This is a genomic window from Alteromonas sp. S167 (genome assembly GCF_036864375.1).
Lineage (GTDB): Bacteria > Pseudomonadota > Gammaproteobacteria > Enterobacterales > Alteromonadaceae > Alteromonas.
This window is the reverse complement of sequence record NZ_JAZETR010000001.1, coordinates 214360-232585: the sequence shown is the minus strand read 5'-3', so window position 1 is coordinate 232585 and position 18226 is coordinate 214360. Positions and strand designations below refer to the sequence as shown.

Genomic DNA, 18226 nt, shown 5'->3' with positions numbered 1-18226 from the left:
AATTATGTAGCTATGTAACTATTGAATGTATGGCTGAATGTATGGCTAATGATTACTGGAAACTAACGTTAACTGTGTAGTTTGCATTGTAAGTTGCCCCCGCCGTAAGCTGGCTTAAAACCTCAAGGCTTCCAAATACAACTATATCAGTATCGCTTGTTGAGGGCGTCGTTGTAGTGCTCACGACCTGATTGCTGTCATCGTCGAACGTTTCTATGCTATTTACAGAAATTGCCGGGCTAAAACGAATAACCCCATTGTCGCTGCCCACAACCTCTATCTGGTAAGATTGGTTTGCTACCAGTCCAGATAAATTTATTACGCCAACCGCAATATTTGCATCTACACTTGCGCAAGATCCAGAAGTGCTACCAGAGCTATCTAGTGAGCACGATGCGCCTGCATTGGTTAGGATAGTGCCAAAATGAAGTGGATTTGATTCATTAATTATAGCCTCATCAAACGCAACTACTGATGCTTGAAATGGCTTCGAAGCAGCAAAAGTAACGCTAGAAAATGTGACCAAACTAATGATGAAAAAACGCAATTAATGAGCACCTAAATATATTAGTACGCAGTAAGTATAACCTATAATTTATACTTTGCCGAAAGGTAACTGTATCATTGTAAAATATAAATACGCCCCTACTTTAGGATAGTTTGTAGTCCCAAAGAACACGCCATGTAAGGAGAAGCAACATGACCTTCGATAATGACGACGATGTAGGTTCGTTCTTTGATGAAATGAAAGACGTAAGGCCCATAAAAAATGACGATGTGGCAAACTTGCACAACGCTGAAAGTGCGGTAGAAGAAAAGAAAAAGCGCGCGTCTGCAAAGGCAAGTATTAGAGATAAATTGTTAAACCCATTAAGCATGGAAGGTGTAAAGCCGGTCCCTGCAGATGATTTCATTACCTTTCAGCAGCCAGGGATCCAAGACGGTGTATTTAAGAAACTTAGGCTGGGGAAATATCCGTTAGAAGTGAAGGTCTCACTAAAAGGTCTAACGGTTAAAGAGAGTTGCGATCGCATATACCAAACCATAAAGCAGAGCCATGAGCGCGGCGTGCGAGCACTTCTCATTCAACACGGACAAGGGGTTAACAGCAAGCCATTTCCTGGATTAAAAAAGAGCTACGTAAATCACTGGCTAAAAGAGCTTGAAGAAGTGATTGCTTTCCATACCGCTCAACCTATGCATGGTGGGTTTGGTGCCACTTATGTATTGCTTAAGAAGCATCCTGATCAGAAGTTGATCAACAGAGAAAACAATAGAAAACGCTAAAAGTTCACACTAAAGCTAGTTGTCCACACTTAAAATGTGGGGCGTATAAATGATAAAGGCCCGTATCAATATCTTGATACGGGCCCTCGAATTTTTCTTTCAGACTACTTAACTGAAGACTGCACACTTAGCGGCGATGGAGCTTCGGCAGATTTTGCAGAAGTGCTAAACACAGCAGTAACAAACATCAGCACTACAGCAACAGCGACTCCGGTTAAGCCAAACCCTTTTGAAGAACGATTCATTGGTCGTCTCTTATTATTTAAAACCAGCACGCTGAGCGATACTGATTTACTTCAACTAAACTCCTGTGACTCACGCGCATTCCTTGCAAGACATACAATAAAACAGTGACACACTGATGACAAGACCTAAAATCGGAATATTGACGCTTTGCCAAAACATTGACGCCTATCAAGTAAACATGAATGAATTAGACATTATTTTCACCTACAGTAAAACAGGGGTTTCCCCCTGCTTTGTACTATGAAATTTCTTTATTAACCCACAAACTTTCGTGCATTTCTAAAGATACGCATCCAGGCTCCGTCTTCTTGCCAGTCGTCTGGACGCCAAGAGTTAGCAACAGCACGGAATACACGTTCAGGGTGAGGCATCATAATAGTGCTACGACCGTCTTGTGAGGTAAGTCCTGTTATACCCTGTGGCGAACCATTAGGGTTAGCCGGATATTGCATAGTCGGGTTGCCATAGTTATCAACATAGCGCATTGCTACTTGCTGACCTACGTTACTTAGGGCTTGCTCATTTGCAAACTCGGCCTGCCCTTCACCGTGTGAAACAGCAATAGGCATACGTGAGCCAGCCATACCATCTAGCAGTACCGATTTCGACTCCATCACTTCAACCATGGCTACGCGTGCTTCAAAGCGCGCAGATTGGTTAGTTACGAAGTGAGGCCAGTGCTCTGTGCCAGGAATAAGTGACTTCAAGTTTGAAAGCATCTGACATCCGTTACAAACGCCTAAGCTGAATGTATCTTCGCGGTTAAAGAAGCCTTCAAATTGATCGCGAGCCATGCTGTTGAACAGAATTGATTTAGCCCAGCCTTCACCTGCACCTAGTACGTCACCGTAAGAGAAACCTCCACATGCAGCTAGCCCCGCAAATTGCTCAAGCGTAACACGGCCTGACAAAACATCGCTCATGTGTACGTCTATTGCGTTGAAGCCAGCACGGGTGAACGCCGCTGCCATTTCTAGATGCGAGTTAACACCTTGCTCTCGTAAAATAGCTACTTTAGGTTTTACACCTTTGGCAATGTATGGCGCCGCAATATCGTCGTTTACGTCGTAACTTAACGCTACATGTAAACCTGGGTCTTGTGAATCTTGCTTGGCAGCGTGTTCTTGTTCAGCGCAAGCAGGGTTGTCGCGTAGTTTTTGCATTTCAAACGTAGTTTGTGCCCACGTTGTGCGCATAGAAACGCGACTATCAGTTAGGATAAAAGCACCGTCACGAGCAAACTCAATAGTATCTGAAGCATTCAGCGTTCCGATATCGTGCGTTAACGCACCTAAATCGAATTGTGCAAAGATTTGATTAACCGCATCAATGTCGCTTTCAAGTACCTGGATAACACCGCCAAGCTCTTCGTTAAAGAGTACCGCAATATCGCTTCCAGACAATGCATCAAGGTTAACACTTACCCCGGTTTTACCGGCAAACGCCATCTCTGCAACAGTAGTGAATAAACCACCGTCAGAACGGTCGTGATATGCCTGAACCAAACCTTTTTCGATAAGCGCCTGCATGGCATCGAAGAAGGCTTTTAAACGTGTCGCTGAAACTACATCTGCTGGGCTATCGCCTAACTGCGTATAAACCTGAGCTAAACAGCTAGCACCTAAACGGTTTTTGCCTTCACCTAAATCAATAAGTAACAAACGGCTATCGCCTTTATCAGTGCGCAGTTGTGGCGTTACCGTTTTACGAATATCTTTAACCGCACCAAAGGCAGAAATAACAAGTGAAAGCGGTGACGTTACCGCTTTGTCTTCGCCGTTATCTGTCCACGCGGTTTTCATCGACATTGAGTCTTTACCCACCGGAATGGTTAAACCTAACTCAGGACAAAGTTCTTCACCAACCGCTTTTACTGCTTCGTAAAGACCTGCATCTTCACCAGGGTGACCTGCCGCGGCCATCCAATTTGCCGATAACTTAATACGTTTAATGTCGCCAATGTTTGCTGCAGCAATGTTAGTTAGTGCTTCACCTACCGCCAAGCGAGCAGATGCTCCATGTGATAGCAGTGCTACTGGTGTACGTTCACCCATCGACATTGCTTCGCCGTGATAGGTATCAAACGCAGAAGCAGTTACCGCAACGTCAGCAACCGGCACCTGCCAAGGACCTACCATTTGATCGCGACTTACCAAACCTGTCACCGAGCGATCGCCAATGGTAATTAGGAAGGTTTTTTCCGCCACCGTTGGCAACGACAAAATACGTTCAGCCGCCTCGCTAAGAGTGATACCGCTATCGTCTAATGCCGCAGAATTAGCGGTTGAAGACGTTACATCGCGATGCATTTTAGGTGGTTTACCTAGCAATACATCAAGGGGCATATCGATAGGTTTGTTATCGAACTGGCTGTCATTAAGATTAAGATGCTGCTCTGCTGTTGCTTCACCTACTACCGCAAAAGGTGCGCGTTCACGTGCACATATTGCTTCAAAAACAGGCAGATTTTCAGGGGCTACTGACAATACATAGCGTTCTTGCGACTCGTTACACCAAAGCTCAAGCGGCGTCATGCCTGGTTCGTCAGACAATACTTTACGTAGCTCAAAGTTACCACCACGACCGCCGTCATTCACAAGTTCCGGAAGCGCGTTAGACAAACCACCCGCGCCCACGTCGTGAATAAATTGGATTGGGTTATTATCACCCAGCTGCCAGCATGCATCGATGACTTCTTGGCAACGGCGCTCCATTTCAGGGTTATCACGCTGTACTGAAGCAAAGTCTAGATCTTCGTTTGATTGACCAGATGCCATAGACGACGCTGCACCACCGCCAAGGCCAATGTTCATTGCAGGGCCGCCTAAAACAATAAGCTTGGCACCTACTGTAATTTCGCCTTTTTCAATGTGTTCACGACGAATATTACCTAAACCACCGGCAAGCATAATTGGCTTGTGGTAACCGCGCACCTCAACACCGTTAAAGCTATTTACTTCTTGCTCGTACGTACGGAAATAACCCAGCAGGTTTGGACGGCCAAACTCGTTGTTAAATGCTGCGCCACCTAGCGGCCCTTCAATCATAATATCAAGAGCACTAACAATACGCTGTGGCTTGCCATACTCAGCTTCCCACGGCTGAACTGCACCAGGAATACGCAAGTTTGATACGGTAAAACCAACTAGGCCCGCTTTTGGTTTTGAGCCGCGGCCTGTTGCACCTTCGTCGCGAATTTCACCGCCAGAGCCAGTAGCTGCACCTGGAAATGGTGAAATGGCGGTTGGGTGGTTGTGCGTTTCCACCTTCATTAGAATATCAATGTTTTCATTGTGATATTCATATTGATGAGACTGAGGATTAGGGAAGAAACGGCCCGCTTGCCAGCCTTCCATTACTGCTGCGTTGTCTTTGTATGCAGAGTAAACGTGGTCAGGCAGTAGCTCGAACGTGTTTTTAATCATCTTAAACAGTGACTTTTCTTGTTCGTCACCATCGATGGTCCAGCTTGCATTAAAGATTTTGTGTCGGCAATGCTCAGAGTTTGCCTGAGCAAACATATATAGTTCTACGTCAGTTGGGTTCCTACCCAGTTTCGTAAAACTATCGAATAAGTAATCAATCTCATCATCAGCGAGTGCAAGGCCCAATGTTAAGTTTGCACTAACAAGTGCTTCTTTGCCTTCACCCAATACATCAACCGTCGCAAAGGTGTTTGCTTCGGCTTGCATAAACAATACTGCTGCGTCTGCTGTTTGCGTAAATACCGACTCTGTCATTCGGTCGTGTAGAAAGCTTGCAACATGCGCATAATCGCTTTCGCTTAATGCGGTTTCCGTTTCAATATAAAAGGCACAGCCGCGTTCAATGCGATTGATTTCTTTTAAGTTACAGTTGTGAGCGATGTCGGTGGCTTTAGAAGACCAGGGAGAGATAGTGCCGGGGCGAGGAGTAATAAGGAAGAGGGTTCCAGAAGGTGATTGTGCTTGCCTCGCGGGGCCGTAAGTGAGCAGCTTTTCTAGTATCTCTATGTGCTGCTTAGACAAATCACCTTGGGAATCGACTAGGTGAACATATTCACTGTAAAGGTTTTTCACCTTAACGCCGGATTGACCCAGCTTTGCAATCAGTTTAGTTTGGTTAAACTCTGATAGTGCGGGAGCGCCTCTTAGGACCAACATATTGTTTTACCTGGTTTGTTAGAAACAACGACCACCAATGCGACCCGTTGCCTCTTGGATTGATGAGTATTTCGGCGCGGATTATAGAGTAAATATCATTCCTTGGTAACCTCATAACGCGCTAACATGACGTTTTTTTTAAACTTAGTTGGTTTAATAACAATAAGTAAAGGTTTATGCAGCAAGACGGCTATAAAAAGCGATTAAAAACATTCTTGGTAATCACATTTACTGCACTTTTGTTCAGCTGTGGTACGCCACACGTGCCAACGGCATTATCATCACTGCTTGAACGTGAATCTATTCGAGTAGGCACGGTTTATGGCGCAGCAACATATTATAACGGTGCGGAAGGTCCTCAGGGTTTTGAATACGAATTGCTAGCTGGTTTTGCCGACTATTTAGGCGTAACGCTCGACGTTTATCCTTTTTACAATTACGACGAAATGCTGCAGCAGTTGGAAGACGGTAATCTGGATATCGTAGCAACGGGTGATGCTGTTACCAGCCAGTTGATGGCTCGATTTGACTATGGCCCTCGCTATCAACAAGTTAAACAACAGCTGGTATTTCAAGCGGGCACAGCGCGTCCACGCAGTATGCAAGACCTTGAAGCACCAGTGGTATCGGTGACAGGCAGCAGTCAGTCATTTCTACTTTACCAAGCGCTAGAAAACACAAATAGCGAGGGGGATAAAAATAAGCTTGTTACCACTGAAGATTCTGATTTAGAAGAACTGCTTCAACAAGTCGCGCTTGGTGATATTTCATATACTGTGGCCGACAGTAACCGTTTAGCTTTACAGCGTCGTCGCTATCCAAACCTTGCTGTTGCTTTTACTGTTAACGACGCCATGCCCATGGCATGGGCCCTGCCCCGCAACCAAGATGATTCAGTAAAAGCAGCGCTTATTGAATACTTTGGTACCGTGCATCAGTCGGGGTGGTTTACGGTTTTAGAAGACAAATATTTTGGGCACATTCGCCAGTTTGATTATGTCGATAGCCGCGCATTTAACGCTGCCGCTGAACATACCCTTGTTCAATATGAAGCATTGTTTAAACAGTACTCAGGAGATTTAGACTGGCGTTTGCTTGCTGCCATGAGCTACCAAGAAAGTCATTGGGAACCCGATGCAGTTTCACGCACAGGCGTTAGAGGGTTAATGATGCTCACACTCGATACTGCGAGCGACTGGAATGTTGACGATAGAACCGATCCAGAACAGAGCATTCGCGGTGGTTCGCGCTACTTTGCAAGCCTTCTTCAGCGTATTCCAGCCCGTATTGGTGAACCAGATAGAACCTGGATGGCAATGGCCGCGTATAACATTGGTATGGGACACCTTGAAGATGCAAGGATCCTTACAGAACGTCAGGGAGGAAATCCTGACTTGTGGGTAGATGTTAAACGCCGACTACCGCAGCTGCGCCAGAAAAAGTATTACCGTACTACGAAATACGGATATGCTCGTGGAGATGAAGCATTAACCTATGTCGAAAACATACGTCGTTATTACGATAGTTTAGTGTGGCTCGACGAACAGGGTAAAATTTAAGCTCAACGCAAACCATCAATGGCTTGATAACTGTCATTTCGGTGTCATCTTACTTATGTACAGTAAAAATATCGCTTCACGTGAGGCTAGCTGTCCCGTATTGCTATCAAGAAGATGCTGCATGGAGGATAAATGAAGAAAAACCGTTTTATGAGAAAAGGAACACCATTGAAAAATAACAATCGACGTAGAATGATGTTGAAACGTTGTCACCAAAAAGTATTACAACGCCGCAAGCTATTTGTAACCACCGACTTATTTACCCAACTGGTACGCCCTGCTAACTAGCCGTGATACCTATTAACCGTAATACTTATTAACCAAGATACTATTATACGAGATAACATTAGCCGAGATTCTATTAGCTAAGATACTAGGACTTTTGGCTTTCTTTTTTGGCTTTTTTAGCCGCTTTTATTTCCTTCCTGCGCTTTTGAAAAAACTGCGACAACTTTGTAGCGCATTCATCAGCAAGTACACCAGATTGAATATCGACTTGATGGTTAAGCGCAGGATGTTGAAGTAAATTCATTACTGAACCCGCCGCGCCTGTTTTCGCGTCCCACGCACCAAACACCACTCGTTTAACCCTAGCATGCACAAGCATTCCCGCACACATAGAGCAAGGTTCAAGGGTGACATATAACGTAGCGTCAACCAAGCGATAGTTCTGGATGTGTTGTGCTGCGTCCTTTACCGCACGCAACTCTGCATGAGCTGACGGGTCATTATCACTTATTGGTGTATTCCACCCCTCTCCTATCACCTCATCATTTAATACAACGCATGCGCCAACAGGCACTTCACCAATAGCTTCTGCCCTGTCTGCTAAAGCAAGGGCATGTCGCATCCATTTCACGTCATGCTCGGTAGTTGGGCTTAAAAGCGTTTCACTTTCAGCACTGTTCTGTTTTTTGTGACTATTTTCGTTACTCATTCGTCAATTTTACTACTTCGGGTGGTGAAATACGTTAACTGGCAGTGCTTCACGCAATATAAAAAACACTTAAACAGCTAATAATTAATGACTTTTGTCACTTGGCAACAGATTTGCAAATAATGCATAGTAGCTTACATAGTAGCTAAACTAACCGAACTAAATACGCTGCGATATGCAAACCGTTACATCTTTTACTTAAAAAATATGACCGATAGTGGTTATAGTAACAAAAGGGCTATCGCAGTAAGTAGAAAAATAGAAGGGCAGGCGAAATACCCTGTTCTCAACTACACTTTTTAAACATCACCAGAGAGGGATACCGCCGTGAACATGACTGCCGTTGCTATTGTTGCCATTTGTGCTTGGGCACTTGTTACTATAATCGAAAGTGCTAAAGATAAAAAAGGTAAAAAGCTGAATACCAAAGAAGCGGATGCTTACAAAGCTGAGATTGCTGAACTAAAAGAACGTGTTTCTGTACTTGAAAAAATTGTAACCGATGAACGTTACGACCTTAAAAAACAGTTTGCAGATTTAGAAAAAGACCGTGTTGCGTAGTCTTACTGACAACGTTGACTTTAAGCCGTCTTTTTTATCAATATCTGCACTTAACTGCTTATAGCAAGCGGCGCGTTAATATTCGCTAGTCCCTATCGGATAAGGCTTTAAACAACGCTGCTCAACTTTTTGGGCAGCGGTATTCGTACAGCGTCAAACAAAGATGAACTAACTTCCCTCAAGCAGTCGCCTTTCGGCACGTTCAACGCGTCTTGGTTTACCTGCTATTACCAACACATCATGGGCTTTTAAAACTGCGTCACTATCGGGGTCTTTAATTTCATTTCCATCTCTTCTTAGCCCTTTCACACTCACGCGCATACGTTCAAAGTCTATTTGTTTTAGCGATTTACCAATACACGACGCATGTTCAGACAGCACAATGGCGTGGATAAATTCCAACTTATCTTCCGTTCCATAGGTAATTTCAGTTGTTTCGCCTGGGTAAAAACCGTGCATATGATCGTAGCGACCTTTTCGTTCTGCACGGACTCGTTTTAAAATTCGCGACATTGGGACTCCAGCATAATGCAGAACCTGAGATACCAGCATTAGGCTACCTTCTTGCAGTTCAGGCACTACCTGATTAGCGCCTGCGGTATACAAGCTTTCAAGCTGATAGTCACGTTTTGTTCGCACCATTACGTCTATGGTGTCTACTAAGGAACGCGCTTGTGTAATGACCTGCTTCGCTTTATCTACTTGGTCAAATGTCACCAAAACCAGTTTGGCTGTTTTAAGGTTAGCACTTTGCAGAATGTCTTTTTGGCTTGCATCACCAAAAATCACAGGTTCGCCCGCATTTCGGCTCTCGTGAACACGCACCGGATCCATATCAATTGCCACAAAGTTAATACCTTCCATTTTTAGCATTCGCGCAACCGACTGCCCTACGCGTCCGAAGCCACAAATAATAACGTGGTTACGTAATAGCTCGGTGTGTAATGGATGATTTTCTTCATCGACAAGAGTATCTTTGTTAACGATGCGCTTTGCTATTAATACACTGTTATTCATAAGCCATGGCGTAAGCGCCATACTGATTACGCCCATACATACAATTAGTGAGGATTGTTCACTGGTAAGTACACCATGAGTGGTTGCCAATGCTGCTATAACAAAACTGAATTCACCAATTTGACAAAGCTTTACACCTGCGGACCAGCCATCTACCGCATCAGTTTTTACTAACACTGACGCAGCCCGAACCAAGATCACTTTTACTATCATTAGCGCAAACACACCGAAAACGATTTCAAACAAACTGTTCATTAACACGGTAAGCTCTAGTTGCATGCCAACCGTTACAAAAAACAGCCCCATCAAGATATCTCGGAATGGCCTGATATCGGCTTCTAATTGATATTTATACTGGCTTTCACCTAACATCATTCCCGCAAGAAAAGCCCCTAGCGCCATGGAAAGGCCAAAGTAATACGTCAGCCCACCGGCCAATAAAGCAATGAGAATGGTGGTGAGAACAAACAATTCATCGGTTCGTGTCCTCGCTATTTCACGAAACACCCAAGGTAGTAACCACTTACCAACAGACATCAAGAATGCAATAACAAATAAGCCTTTGAGCAATGCCCCACCCAAAGCCATTGCAATACTGACCTCTCCTTGTTGTGCCAACAGCGGAATAGCAATTAAAAAGGGCACCACAGCAAGGTCTTGAAACAATAAAATACTTACAGCAAGCTGTGTTCTGCGATTATTCAGTATGCCCATTTCCGTGGCTTGCTTTATTACAATTGCCGTCGAGCTTAGCGCTAAAGTTCCGCCAATAATGATTGATGCACTTAGCCCAATGCCAAGAAAATAAGGTACGCAAGTAAAAACGGCGGTGGTCAAGACCATTTGACCAAGGCCTACTCCAAAAACTAATGAGCGCATGGCAAGTAGTTTGGGTAAAGAGAACTCCAACCCTAAAGAGAAAAGAAGAAAAACGATGCCCACCTCTGCCAGTAAATGCATTTCTTCTGGGTGAGCAAAAACGGAAAGAATTTGAGGGCCGGCCAATACGCCGGCAAAAAGATATGCCAAAATTGGCGGTAAATGTACTCTTTTGAACAATGCCACTGCGCAAACTGAGATAAACATTAACAGTACAATATTTAAAAAACTAGTTCCCACACAACCTCCATAGCCCACGGCTTTTAGCTAGCTCACCCTCGAAATTCGCTTTTTCTTATTGCTTATTATCTGTCACCTTTTTTAACGGCGAGCGCCCAGTTTATCTCGAATCTAAAAACAACAAACATACCTTGTATATCTCATTCACTGAAGGCTTATGAAGTTCTTATTGAGCTCATATATAGCAGCGTCAATTTTACTGTTGGCATTCAGTTTGCAACTGCCTTGCTAACAGATGCAAATCCGGCAAGTTTTGCCGCTGCCAGCGATATAAGGGCTTCTAAAGGCTCTTACTCGCCGCAGATTCGTCAGGGCTTTGACGCTTATTTTTTGCATATCGAAGCACATTTGCATGAGGTATTACCGTGGATTTATCAACGCCTATCTACGATAGCACACAACATAACAACTTTTATCCAGCTGAGAGTATCGGAAACGCGCTATCGGTTAGCGAACTTAGCGGTTTTATAACGCAACTTCTCTCTACGCTTGAGTTACAAGAGCTAGGCGCTCTTTATTATCAACAGCTAAATACACTTTTACCTGTTGTAGGCCTAAGCCTTTCAGACTTTGATGCCCGCTGGGTGTTCGGTCACGCCAAGGTATCTTCAACGTTAATTGATTTACCACTTAAAAACGTGTCTTCAATATCTGGCGAACAAGCTCAAGCCTACTATTACATTAGTTCACCCTTGTCATTGTCGCAACGAGAAACATTATTCCAACTTCATGATTTATTTGGAAAACAAGTAAAACATGCCGTAGAGCACCTGCGCTTAAAGCAGATGGCAACAAAGGATGCACTGACAGGATTAAGCAACCGCGGCGGCTTCGAACAATCAATGATTAGACAGCAGGCGTGGGCGCAGAGACATGGCGAAACTTTCGCATTGCTCGTAATCGATTTAGATAACTTTAAATACGTGAATGATAACTTTGGTCATCGCGAGGGCGACAAAGTACTTGCTCATGTCGCTTCCCTCCTTATAAATGTGCTTCGTGATGAGGACGAGCCATTTAGATTCGGTGGAGACGAGTTTTGCTGTTTGCTTGATTGTCAAAATCAACAACAACTAGCTTGTGCCGCTGAACGTATTCAGGCAAAGATAAACGGCTCAAGCTATTTAGCGAGAATGGGCGTATCTTGTAGCTTAGGAGGCGCAATTTATCGAGATAGCGATACTACAAGCACACTTTTCGACCGCGCTGACAGCGCGCTTTATAGCGCGAAGAATGCAGGTAAAAATACTTATCAAGCTGCGTAACGAGCAATAGAACGGGGTCACAGAAAGTGGCAACAATAAAAGCACAAAAAAGCGGCAGTGAATTGCCGCTTTTTGCTATTAACTGAAAAACGTTTGTGATGTTTTCAACACGTTTTTAAGTATTTATAAGCAAGTCACCTGTTAACTTAATACTTATCCCCGCTTGTCGGGGCTCAAACCATTCGACTGTTTTATTAAGTATTAGTGCCACAGGTTTATCATTAATATAAATTACTGGCACGCCATCGCGCTCCCACAAAGGCACTCGCCACACCTTAAACCAGTCTTTCAAACTTTTCGTCACGCTGGCAGCTTCGGGTTTTACTTTCAAAGCGCGTTTGTTTGTTTCCAGACGAATACACGGAATAGCTGAAGATGAAGTTGTGACGTTGTCTTTGAAGTAAGTATCCATCTCAGAGCCGCTAGTGTCTTCCACATCAACAACTATTACTATACCCAACCAAGGCAGCTGCACTGGCTTTCCGTTTTCAATGATCAGATATTTTTCCGGCAAGACCTGCTGTTTTTCAACCCAATATAAATCGTGTTGGAAACGTGCCACCTTTCCCCATTTGAAAAGCACTTCTGGCGTAGCGTCTTGTTTCGCTGAAAGCATTTTAATTACTTCATCAACTTGAGCTTTACTGGGCGGTAATTCAGCATGATTGGTAAACCACGCTCTTAATACATTGGCTTGCCATGGTACAGACAACGATGCCAATGCGTCACCGTTTAATTGGTTTTCAGATACCATACAACGCTGCAAGTGCTGCTGTGCTGTATCATTTAATAATACGGACTGCTGAGCGCATAATTCGGCGCTTCGACTTACCGTTTTTGCAAGCTTTGGCCAGCGCGCCACCAGCTGAGGGATAATGTCGTTACGCAAAAAATTTCTGTCAAAGCTATTTTGTGCGTTGGACTCATCTTCCACCCAAGCGATATTTTCTTGCTTGGCATATTGCACAATAGCTTGCTTTTCTAACGACAGCATAGGGCGCAAAACAAGTACACCATCGCGATAAGTCGCTTCGCCCATTGCAGCAAGGCCTTGAGGTCCGGCACCGCGTTTTAATTGAAGTAATACCGTTTCAAGCTGATCTTCGGCATGCTGCCCAAGCAGCAATACACCGTTAACTTCTTTACAAACGCGAAGCAGCGCTTCATATCGAGCTTTGCGCGCCTGAGCTTCAAGACTTGTTCGGTTTTCCTGCGCCACTTCAACAGTAGCAAGATGAAAATTAACGTCGCTCAAACGACACTGCAATTCACAGTGGCGTGCCCATGCGTCTGCGTTATCGCTTAACCCGTGGTGAACATGAACGGCATGTAGCTCTCCACCTTCTTGGTCTCGTAAGCTAACAGCGGCATGAAAGAGAACTGAAGAGTCTACACCGCCGCTGAATGCGACAACGAGCGGTGTATCGATAGCAAGGTTAAATTCGGTAAGTGTATGGGTTATACGCTTCGCTACATGTTTAGCTATGTGTGTAGCAACATGCTGTGCATTTACGGTATGCTCATGCGCGTTTTCTAATTCACTTTTCACAGATCAAAGTTCACTTACCGGCAATACCTCTATTACTTATTGAGCTTGAGATGTTTAGCAATAACCAAACGACATTAAGCGTGAATAACGCTCATCCATCAATTTGGTTTTATCTAACTCTTTTAGCTGGTTAAGTTGCTGCTTAATCACGGCTTTTAAGTTAGCCGCCATTGAGTTGTGGTCTCTATGGGCGCCACCTAACGGCTCTTCAACAATATTGTTAATTAGACCCAGTTCTTTAATTTGCGGTGCACTGACACCCATTGCCTCGGCAGCAAGTGGCGCTTTTTCAGCGCTTTTCCACAAAATAGAGGCACAGCCTTCAGGTGAAATTACAGAGTATGTGGAATATTGAAGCATATTCACACGGTCACCTACTCCAATTGCTAGTGCGCCGCCCGAACCACCTTCACCAATTACCGTACAAATGATAGGTACATTAAGCTCGGCCATTTCAAATAAATTCTTAGCAATCGCTTCACTTTGTCCACGCTCTTCAGCACCAACACCTGGGTATGCTCCCGGCGTGTCGATAAACGTAATAATAGGCATATTAAAACGTTCAGCCATTTTCATAAGGCGCAGCGCCTTACGATAGCCCTCGGGCTTCGGCATACCAAAGTTGCGCTTAATCTTTTCATGGGTATCGCGGCCTTTCTGATGACCTATCACCATTACCGGTTGGTCATCTAGCATTGCTGGGCCACCTACAATAGCCTTGTCATCTGCAAAAGCGCGATCGCCGGCTAGTTCATCGAACTCGGTAAAAATACGCGGAATATAATCAAGCGTATAAGGCCTCATTGGATGGCGGGCCAGCTGTGATACTTGCCATGCGCCAAGGTCAGAAAAGATCTTCTTGGTAAGTTCGGCACTTTTACCACGAAGCTTATTGATCTCTTCTTCAATACCTACATCAAATTCGCCACCTTGATTCACCAACCTTAGCTCTTCAATTTTTGCTTCTAATTCGGCTATTGGCTGCTCAAAGTCCAAAAACTGTATACTCATTTCATGTCCTATTCGTACTACGCTCGTCTATGCAAACGCGAGATGTCCAATCTATCGAACTCTGACCGCTAATGGTAGAGTATTGAAACGGCTTTTTCTCCCAAACACTGTTTGAGGTCGTGTAAGAGCTGATCTTCCGGTGTAACATACCATTTTGCTCCGCATGCGAGTGTAACTTCTGCATCGGGGTGTGTCACAGCCAGCTGAACAGGGCAACTTCCACCATTAAATGCCTGCAGGATAGATTGCATCTGACTCATTTTCTTTGGTTCAAGCAACTGGGTATCTATGTTTAGCGCCAGCGCTCTCGCGTTTTTCTCTCGTGCCTGAACAATGTCCATTACATCACGGGCGGTGATTGTATTGCCCCCAGAGAAATCATCAAAGCTGACCTGTCCCTTTATAAGCAAAATTCTGTCGTTTTCTAACACACTTTCGAACTGTTCGTACATATCGGGGAAGAAACGTACGTCTATTCTTGCACTCTTATCATCCAGTGTCACTATGGCCCAGCGACGGCCACGCTTGTTTGTCATTACGCGAACGCCAAGTACTAAACCCACCGCGCTTGCCATTTGATCCTTATTAGTAGGTTTCAAATCTACCAAACGGCCATCAGTATAATAGCGAAGCTCGTCTGCATACTGATTTATTGGGTGGCCGGTTAAATACAAGCCAAGCGTGTCTTTTTCACCCTCTAGCCATACTTTTTCTGGCCATTCAGGCACATCTGCAAAAGCTTGTTTCACATCTTCAGGCTCGGTGGTTAATAGTCCAAACATATCAGACTGACCAAACGACTCAGCCTTCGCATGTTGACCGGCTGCAGCCAGCGCTTCTGGTAGACTCGCCATAAGCGTGGCACGGTGCGGGCCTAAGTTGTCCATCGCGCCTGCGAGCACTAGCTTTTCTAATACCCGTTTATTAACGCGCTTAATATCTATTTTTGCACAAAAATCGAAAAGGTCTTTAAACGCACCCTGCGTTTCTCGCGCTTCAATTATGGCTTCAATTGGACCTTCACCCACACCTTTAATGGCACCGATACCGTAAACAATGCGCCCTTCGCTATCTACCGTGAACTTGTACTTACCCACATTTAAGTCTGGTGGTAAAATTTCAATACCCATGCGTTCGCATTCATCTACAAGGGTTACAATTTTATCGGTGTTGTCCATATCAGCCGACATTACCGCCGCCATGAACTCAGCCGGATAATGTACTTTTAGCCATAGTGTTTGATAAGACACCAATGCATATGCTGCAGAGTGCGATTTGTTGAAGCCGTAACCTGCAAACTTTTCTACCAAGTCGAAAATCTTCATCGCCAAATCTGGGTCGATGTTATTTCCCTTAGCACCATCGGCGAACGTACCGCGCTGCTTAGCCATTTCTTCTGGCTTTTTCTTACCCATTGCACGACGAAGTAAGTCGGCGCCACCAAGCGAGTAGCCCGCCATTTCCTGAGCTATCTGCATTACCTGTTCCTGATACAAGATAATGCCGTAGGTAGGCTCTAGAATTTCTTGCAAACACTCGTGCTGGTATTCAGCATCTGGGTAAGAGATTTCTTCGCGTCCGTGCTTACGGTCGATAAAATTATCTACCATGCCTGATTGCAATGGTCCAGGGCGAAATAGTGCTACCAATGCGATAATATCTTCAAAACAGTCGGGCTTAAGGCGCTTTATAAGCTCTTTCATACCGCGAGATTCAAGCTGGAATACTGCGGTGGTTTCTGCGTTTTGTAAGGTTCTAAAGCTTTTCGGATCTTCTAAAGGAATAGCACTGATATCTACATCAACGTTCTTCCCTTCTTTGATCATATCAATAGCCCACTGAATAATGGTGAGCGTTCTGAGGCCTAGGAAGTCGAATTTTACTAAGCCCGCAGTTTCAACGTCGTTCTTATCGAATTGTGTTACCGGGTTTTTACCTTCGTCATCGCAATAAAGTGGCGAGAAATCGGTAATGGTAGTTGGCGCTATTACAACACCACCGGCGTGCTTACCTGCGTTTCGCGTTACCCCTTCAAGAATACGCGCCATATCAATAAGGTCTTTTACTTCCTCATCGCTGTCGTACACTTCGGGCAACTGTGGCTCTGCGGCAAACGCCTTTTCAAGCGTCATGCCCGGGTCGGGTGGAATAAGTTTAGAAATTCTATCAACAAAACCGTAAGGATGGCCTAAAACTCGACCTACATCGCGCACAACCGCTTTTGCCGCCATCGTACCAAAGGTAATGATTTGCGATACCGCCTGACGACCGTAAAGCTCAGCAACGTGGTCGATTACTTCGTCTCGTCTATCCATACAGAAGTCGACGTCGAAGTCTGGCATTGATACACGTTCGGGGTTTAAGAATCGCTCGAATAGCAGGTCAAATTCCAATGGATCGAGGTCGGTGATTTTAAGCGCATAAGCCACTAATGAGCCAGCACCAGAGCCACGGCCAGGGCCTACTGGAATACCGTTATCCTTACTCCATTGAATGAATTCCATTACGATAAGGAAGTAACCTGGGAAACCCATTTGGTTTATTACTTCAAGCTCTATACGCAAGCGATCATCGTATTCCGGTCGCTTTTCTTTTCTTACATTTTCATCGGGAAATAAGAACTCAAGGCGCTCTTCTAAGCCTTCTTCGGATACTTTAACCAAGAAGTCTTCCGTGGTCATACCGCCCGTGGGAAACTGGGGTAAGAAGTATTCATTTAATCGAACGGTAACGTTACAGCGCTTTGCTATTTCAACGGTATTTTCTATTGCTTCTGGAATATCGCTAAACAGCTCAATCATTTCATCAGCGGTGCGCAAGTATTGCTGGTCGCTGTAGCGTTTAGGGCGACGGCTATCGTCTAACGTGTAACCATCGTGAATACACACGCGAATTTCGTGTGCATCAAACCCTTCTTGATTAATAAAACAAACTTCATTAGTTGCTACAACAGGTAGGCTTTGGGCTTCAGCAAACTCAACGGCCAAGTGAAGGTAATCTTCCTCGCCTGCCCTGCCGGTACGAATAAGCTCTAAATAAAAACGGTCTGGAAAATGGGTTTTATAAAACGCTAAGGCACCCTCAAGAATTTTGGCGTTATTCTTCATCAAACCCACGCCAATATCACCGTGCTGCGCACCCGAAAGCACAATAACCCCTTCACTGTGTTCAGCAAGCCACTCTTGATCGATGACAGCTCGATGTGACAAATGCCCACGAAGGTATGCTTTAGATATAAGAATGGTAATGTTCTTATAGCCTTCATTGTTCATCGCTAAAAGCGTGAGTCTGAAGGGTTCGTCGCCAAAAATATCGTTGGTTACCCAGAAATCAGTACCGATAATGGGTTTAATGCCTAAGTTGTGCGCCTCAGAATAGAACTTCACCAAACCACACATATTCATTTGATCAGTGATTGCCACAGCGGGCATTTCAAGGGCCGACACTTTGCCCAATATAGGCTTAACTTTATTAAGCCCATCCATCATTGAGAAGTCGCTGTGAACGCGTAAATGAATAAATGGCGATGACAT

12 protein-coding genes are annotated in these 18226 nt (G+C 44.6%); 4 read left to right on the top strand and 8 right to left on the bottom strand.

What is annotated here, in order from left to right; translation table 11 throughout:
• Positions 1 to 52 precede the first annotated feature (52 nt).
• A complete protein-coding gene (locus tag V7R35_RS00975; RefSeq protein ID WP_334012712.1) occupies positions 53 to 547 on the bottom strand; it encodes a hypothetical protein in 495 nt (164 codons plus the stop codon).
• A gap of 152 nt (positions 548 to 699) precedes the next feature.
• On the opposite strand from V7R35_RS00975, the gene smrA reads away from it, so the two are divergent.
• The gene (gene smrA, locus V7R35_RS00970) at positions 700 to 1287 is read left to right on the top strand and encodes a DNA endonuclease SmrA (RefSeq protein WP_334012710.1); all 588 of its coding nucleotides are present in this window, start codon (positions 700 to 702) and stop codon (positions 1285 to 1287) included.
• A 104-nt stretch (positions 1288 to 1391) separates the two neighbouring features.
• On the opposite strand, the gene V7R35_RS00965 is transcribed toward smrA, so the two are convergent.
• Both V7R35_RS00965 and purL read right to left on the bottom strand, forming a co-directional pair.
• A complete protein-coding gene (locus V7R35_RS00965) occupies positions 1392 to 1532 on the bottom strand; it encodes a hypothetical protein (RefSeq protein WP_334012709.1) in 141 nt (46 codons plus the stop codon).
• A gap of 255 nt (positions 1533 to 1787) precedes the next feature.
• Positions 1788 to 5675, bottom strand: a complete 3888-nt coding sequence (gene purL, locus V7R35_RS00960; RefSeq protein ID WP_334012707.1) for a phosphoribosylformylglycinamidine synthase — start codon at positions 5673 to 5675, stop codon at positions 1788 to 1790.
• A 176-nt stretch (positions 5676 to 5851) separates the two neighbouring features.
• Between purL and mltF the strand changes: the two genes are divergently transcribed.
• Positions 5852 to 7234 (top strand): membrane-bound lytic murein transglycosylase MltF, encoded by a 1383-nt coding sequence (mltF, locus tag V7R35_RS00955; protein WP_334012705.1) that lies wholly within the window; start codon positions 5852 to 5854, stop codon positions 7232 to 7234.
• 373 nt (positions 7235 to 7607) lie between these two features.
• Here mltF and tadA read toward each other — a convergent pair whose 3' ends face one another.
• Positions 7608 to 8171: a tRNA adenosine(34) deaminase TadA gene (tadA, locus tag V7R35_RS00950; protein WP_334012703.1), complete on the bottom strand. Its 564-nt coding sequence runs from the start codon at positions 8169 to 8171 to the stop codon at positions 7608 to 7610.
• Positions 8172 to 8504: 333 nt separating this feature from the next.
• Here tadA and V7R35_RS00945 point away from each other — a divergent pair, with 333 nt between their 5' ends.
• Complete coding sequence (locus tag V7R35_RS00945; protein WP_334013249.1) at positions 8505 to 8732, top strand: hypothetical protein; 228 nt, start codon at positions 8505 to 8507, stop codon at positions 8730 to 8732.
• 168 nt (positions 8733 to 8900) lie between these two features.
• On the opposite strand, the gene V7R35_RS00940 is transcribed toward V7R35_RS00945, so the two are convergent.
• The gene (locus V7R35_RS00940) at positions 8901 to 10868 is read right to left on the bottom strand and encodes a cation:proton antiporter domain-containing protein (RefSeq protein ID WP_334012701.1); all 1968 of its coding nucleotides are present in this window, start codon (positions 10866 to 10868) and stop codon (positions 8901 to 8903) included.
• Between the two features lie 365 nt (positions 10869 to 11233).
• On the opposite strand from V7R35_RS00940, the gene V7R35_RS00935 reads away from it, so the two are divergent.
• Positions 11234 to 12133 (top strand): GGDEF domain-containing protein, encoded by a 900-nt coding sequence (locus V7R35_RS00935; RefSeq protein WP_334012700.1) that lies wholly within the window; start codon positions 11234 to 11236, stop codon positions 12131 to 12133.
• Between the two features lie 115 nt (positions 12134 to 12248).
• Here V7R35_RS00935 and tilS read toward each other — a convergent pair whose 3' ends face one another.
• The 3 genes from tilS to dnaE all read right to left on the bottom strand — a co-directional run bounded on the left by tilS (position 12249) and on the right by dnaE (position 18226).
• Positions 12249 to 13682, bottom strand: coding sequence for a tRNA lysidine(34) synthetase TilS (gene tilS, locus V7R35_RS00930; protein ID WP_334012699.1), 1434 nt, complete (start codon positions 13680 to 13682; stop codon positions 12249 to 12251).
• A gap of 54 nt (positions 13683 to 13736) precedes the next feature.
• Positions 13737 to 14693: an acetyl-CoA carboxylase carboxyl transferase subunit alpha gene (gene accA, locus V7R35_RS00925; protein ID WP_334012697.1), complete on the bottom strand. Its 957-nt coding sequence runs from the start codon at positions 14691 to 14693 to the stop codon at positions 13737 to 13739.
• A gap of 68 nt (positions 14694 to 14761) precedes the next feature.
• Positions 14762 to 18226, bottom strand: coding sequence for a DNA polymerase III subunit alpha (gene dnaE / locus V7R35_RS00920; protein ID WP_334012695.1), 3465 nt, complete (start codon positions 18224 to 18226; stop codon positions 14762 to 14764).

Bases quoted from the DNA above. Each gene is read 5' to 3' on its own strand.
- smrA (WP_334012710.1), top strand. From the start codon at position 700: ATGACCTTCGATAATGACGACGATGTAGGTTCGTTCTTTGATGAAATG.
- V7R35_RS00965 (WP_334012709.1), bottom strand. From the start codon at position 1,532: ATGAATCGTTCTTCAAAAGGGTTTGGCTTAACCGGAGTCGCTGTTGCT.
- purL (WP_334012707.1), bottom strand. From the start codon at position 5,675: ATGTTGGTCCTAAGAGGCGCTCCCGCACTATCAGAGTTTAACCAAACT.
- mltF (WP_334012705.1), top strand. From the start codon at position 5,852: ATGCAGCAAGACGGCTATAAAAAGCGATTAAAAACATTCTTGGTAATC.
- tadA (WP_334012703.1), bottom strand. From the start codon at position 8,171: ATGAGTAACGAAAATAGTCACAAAAAACAGAACAGTGCTGAAAGTGAA.
- V7R35_RS00945 (WP_334013249.1), top strand. From the start codon at position 8,505: ATGACTGCCGTTGCTATTGTTGCCATTTGTGCTTGGGCACTTGTTACT.
- accA (WP_334012697.1), bottom strand. From the start codon at position 14,693: ATGAGTATACAGTTTTTGGACTTTGAGCAGCCAATAGCCGAATTAGAA.
- dnaE (WP_334012695.1), bottom strand. From the start codon at position 18,226: ATGTCATCGCCATTTATTCATTTACGCGTTCACAGCGACTTCTCAATG.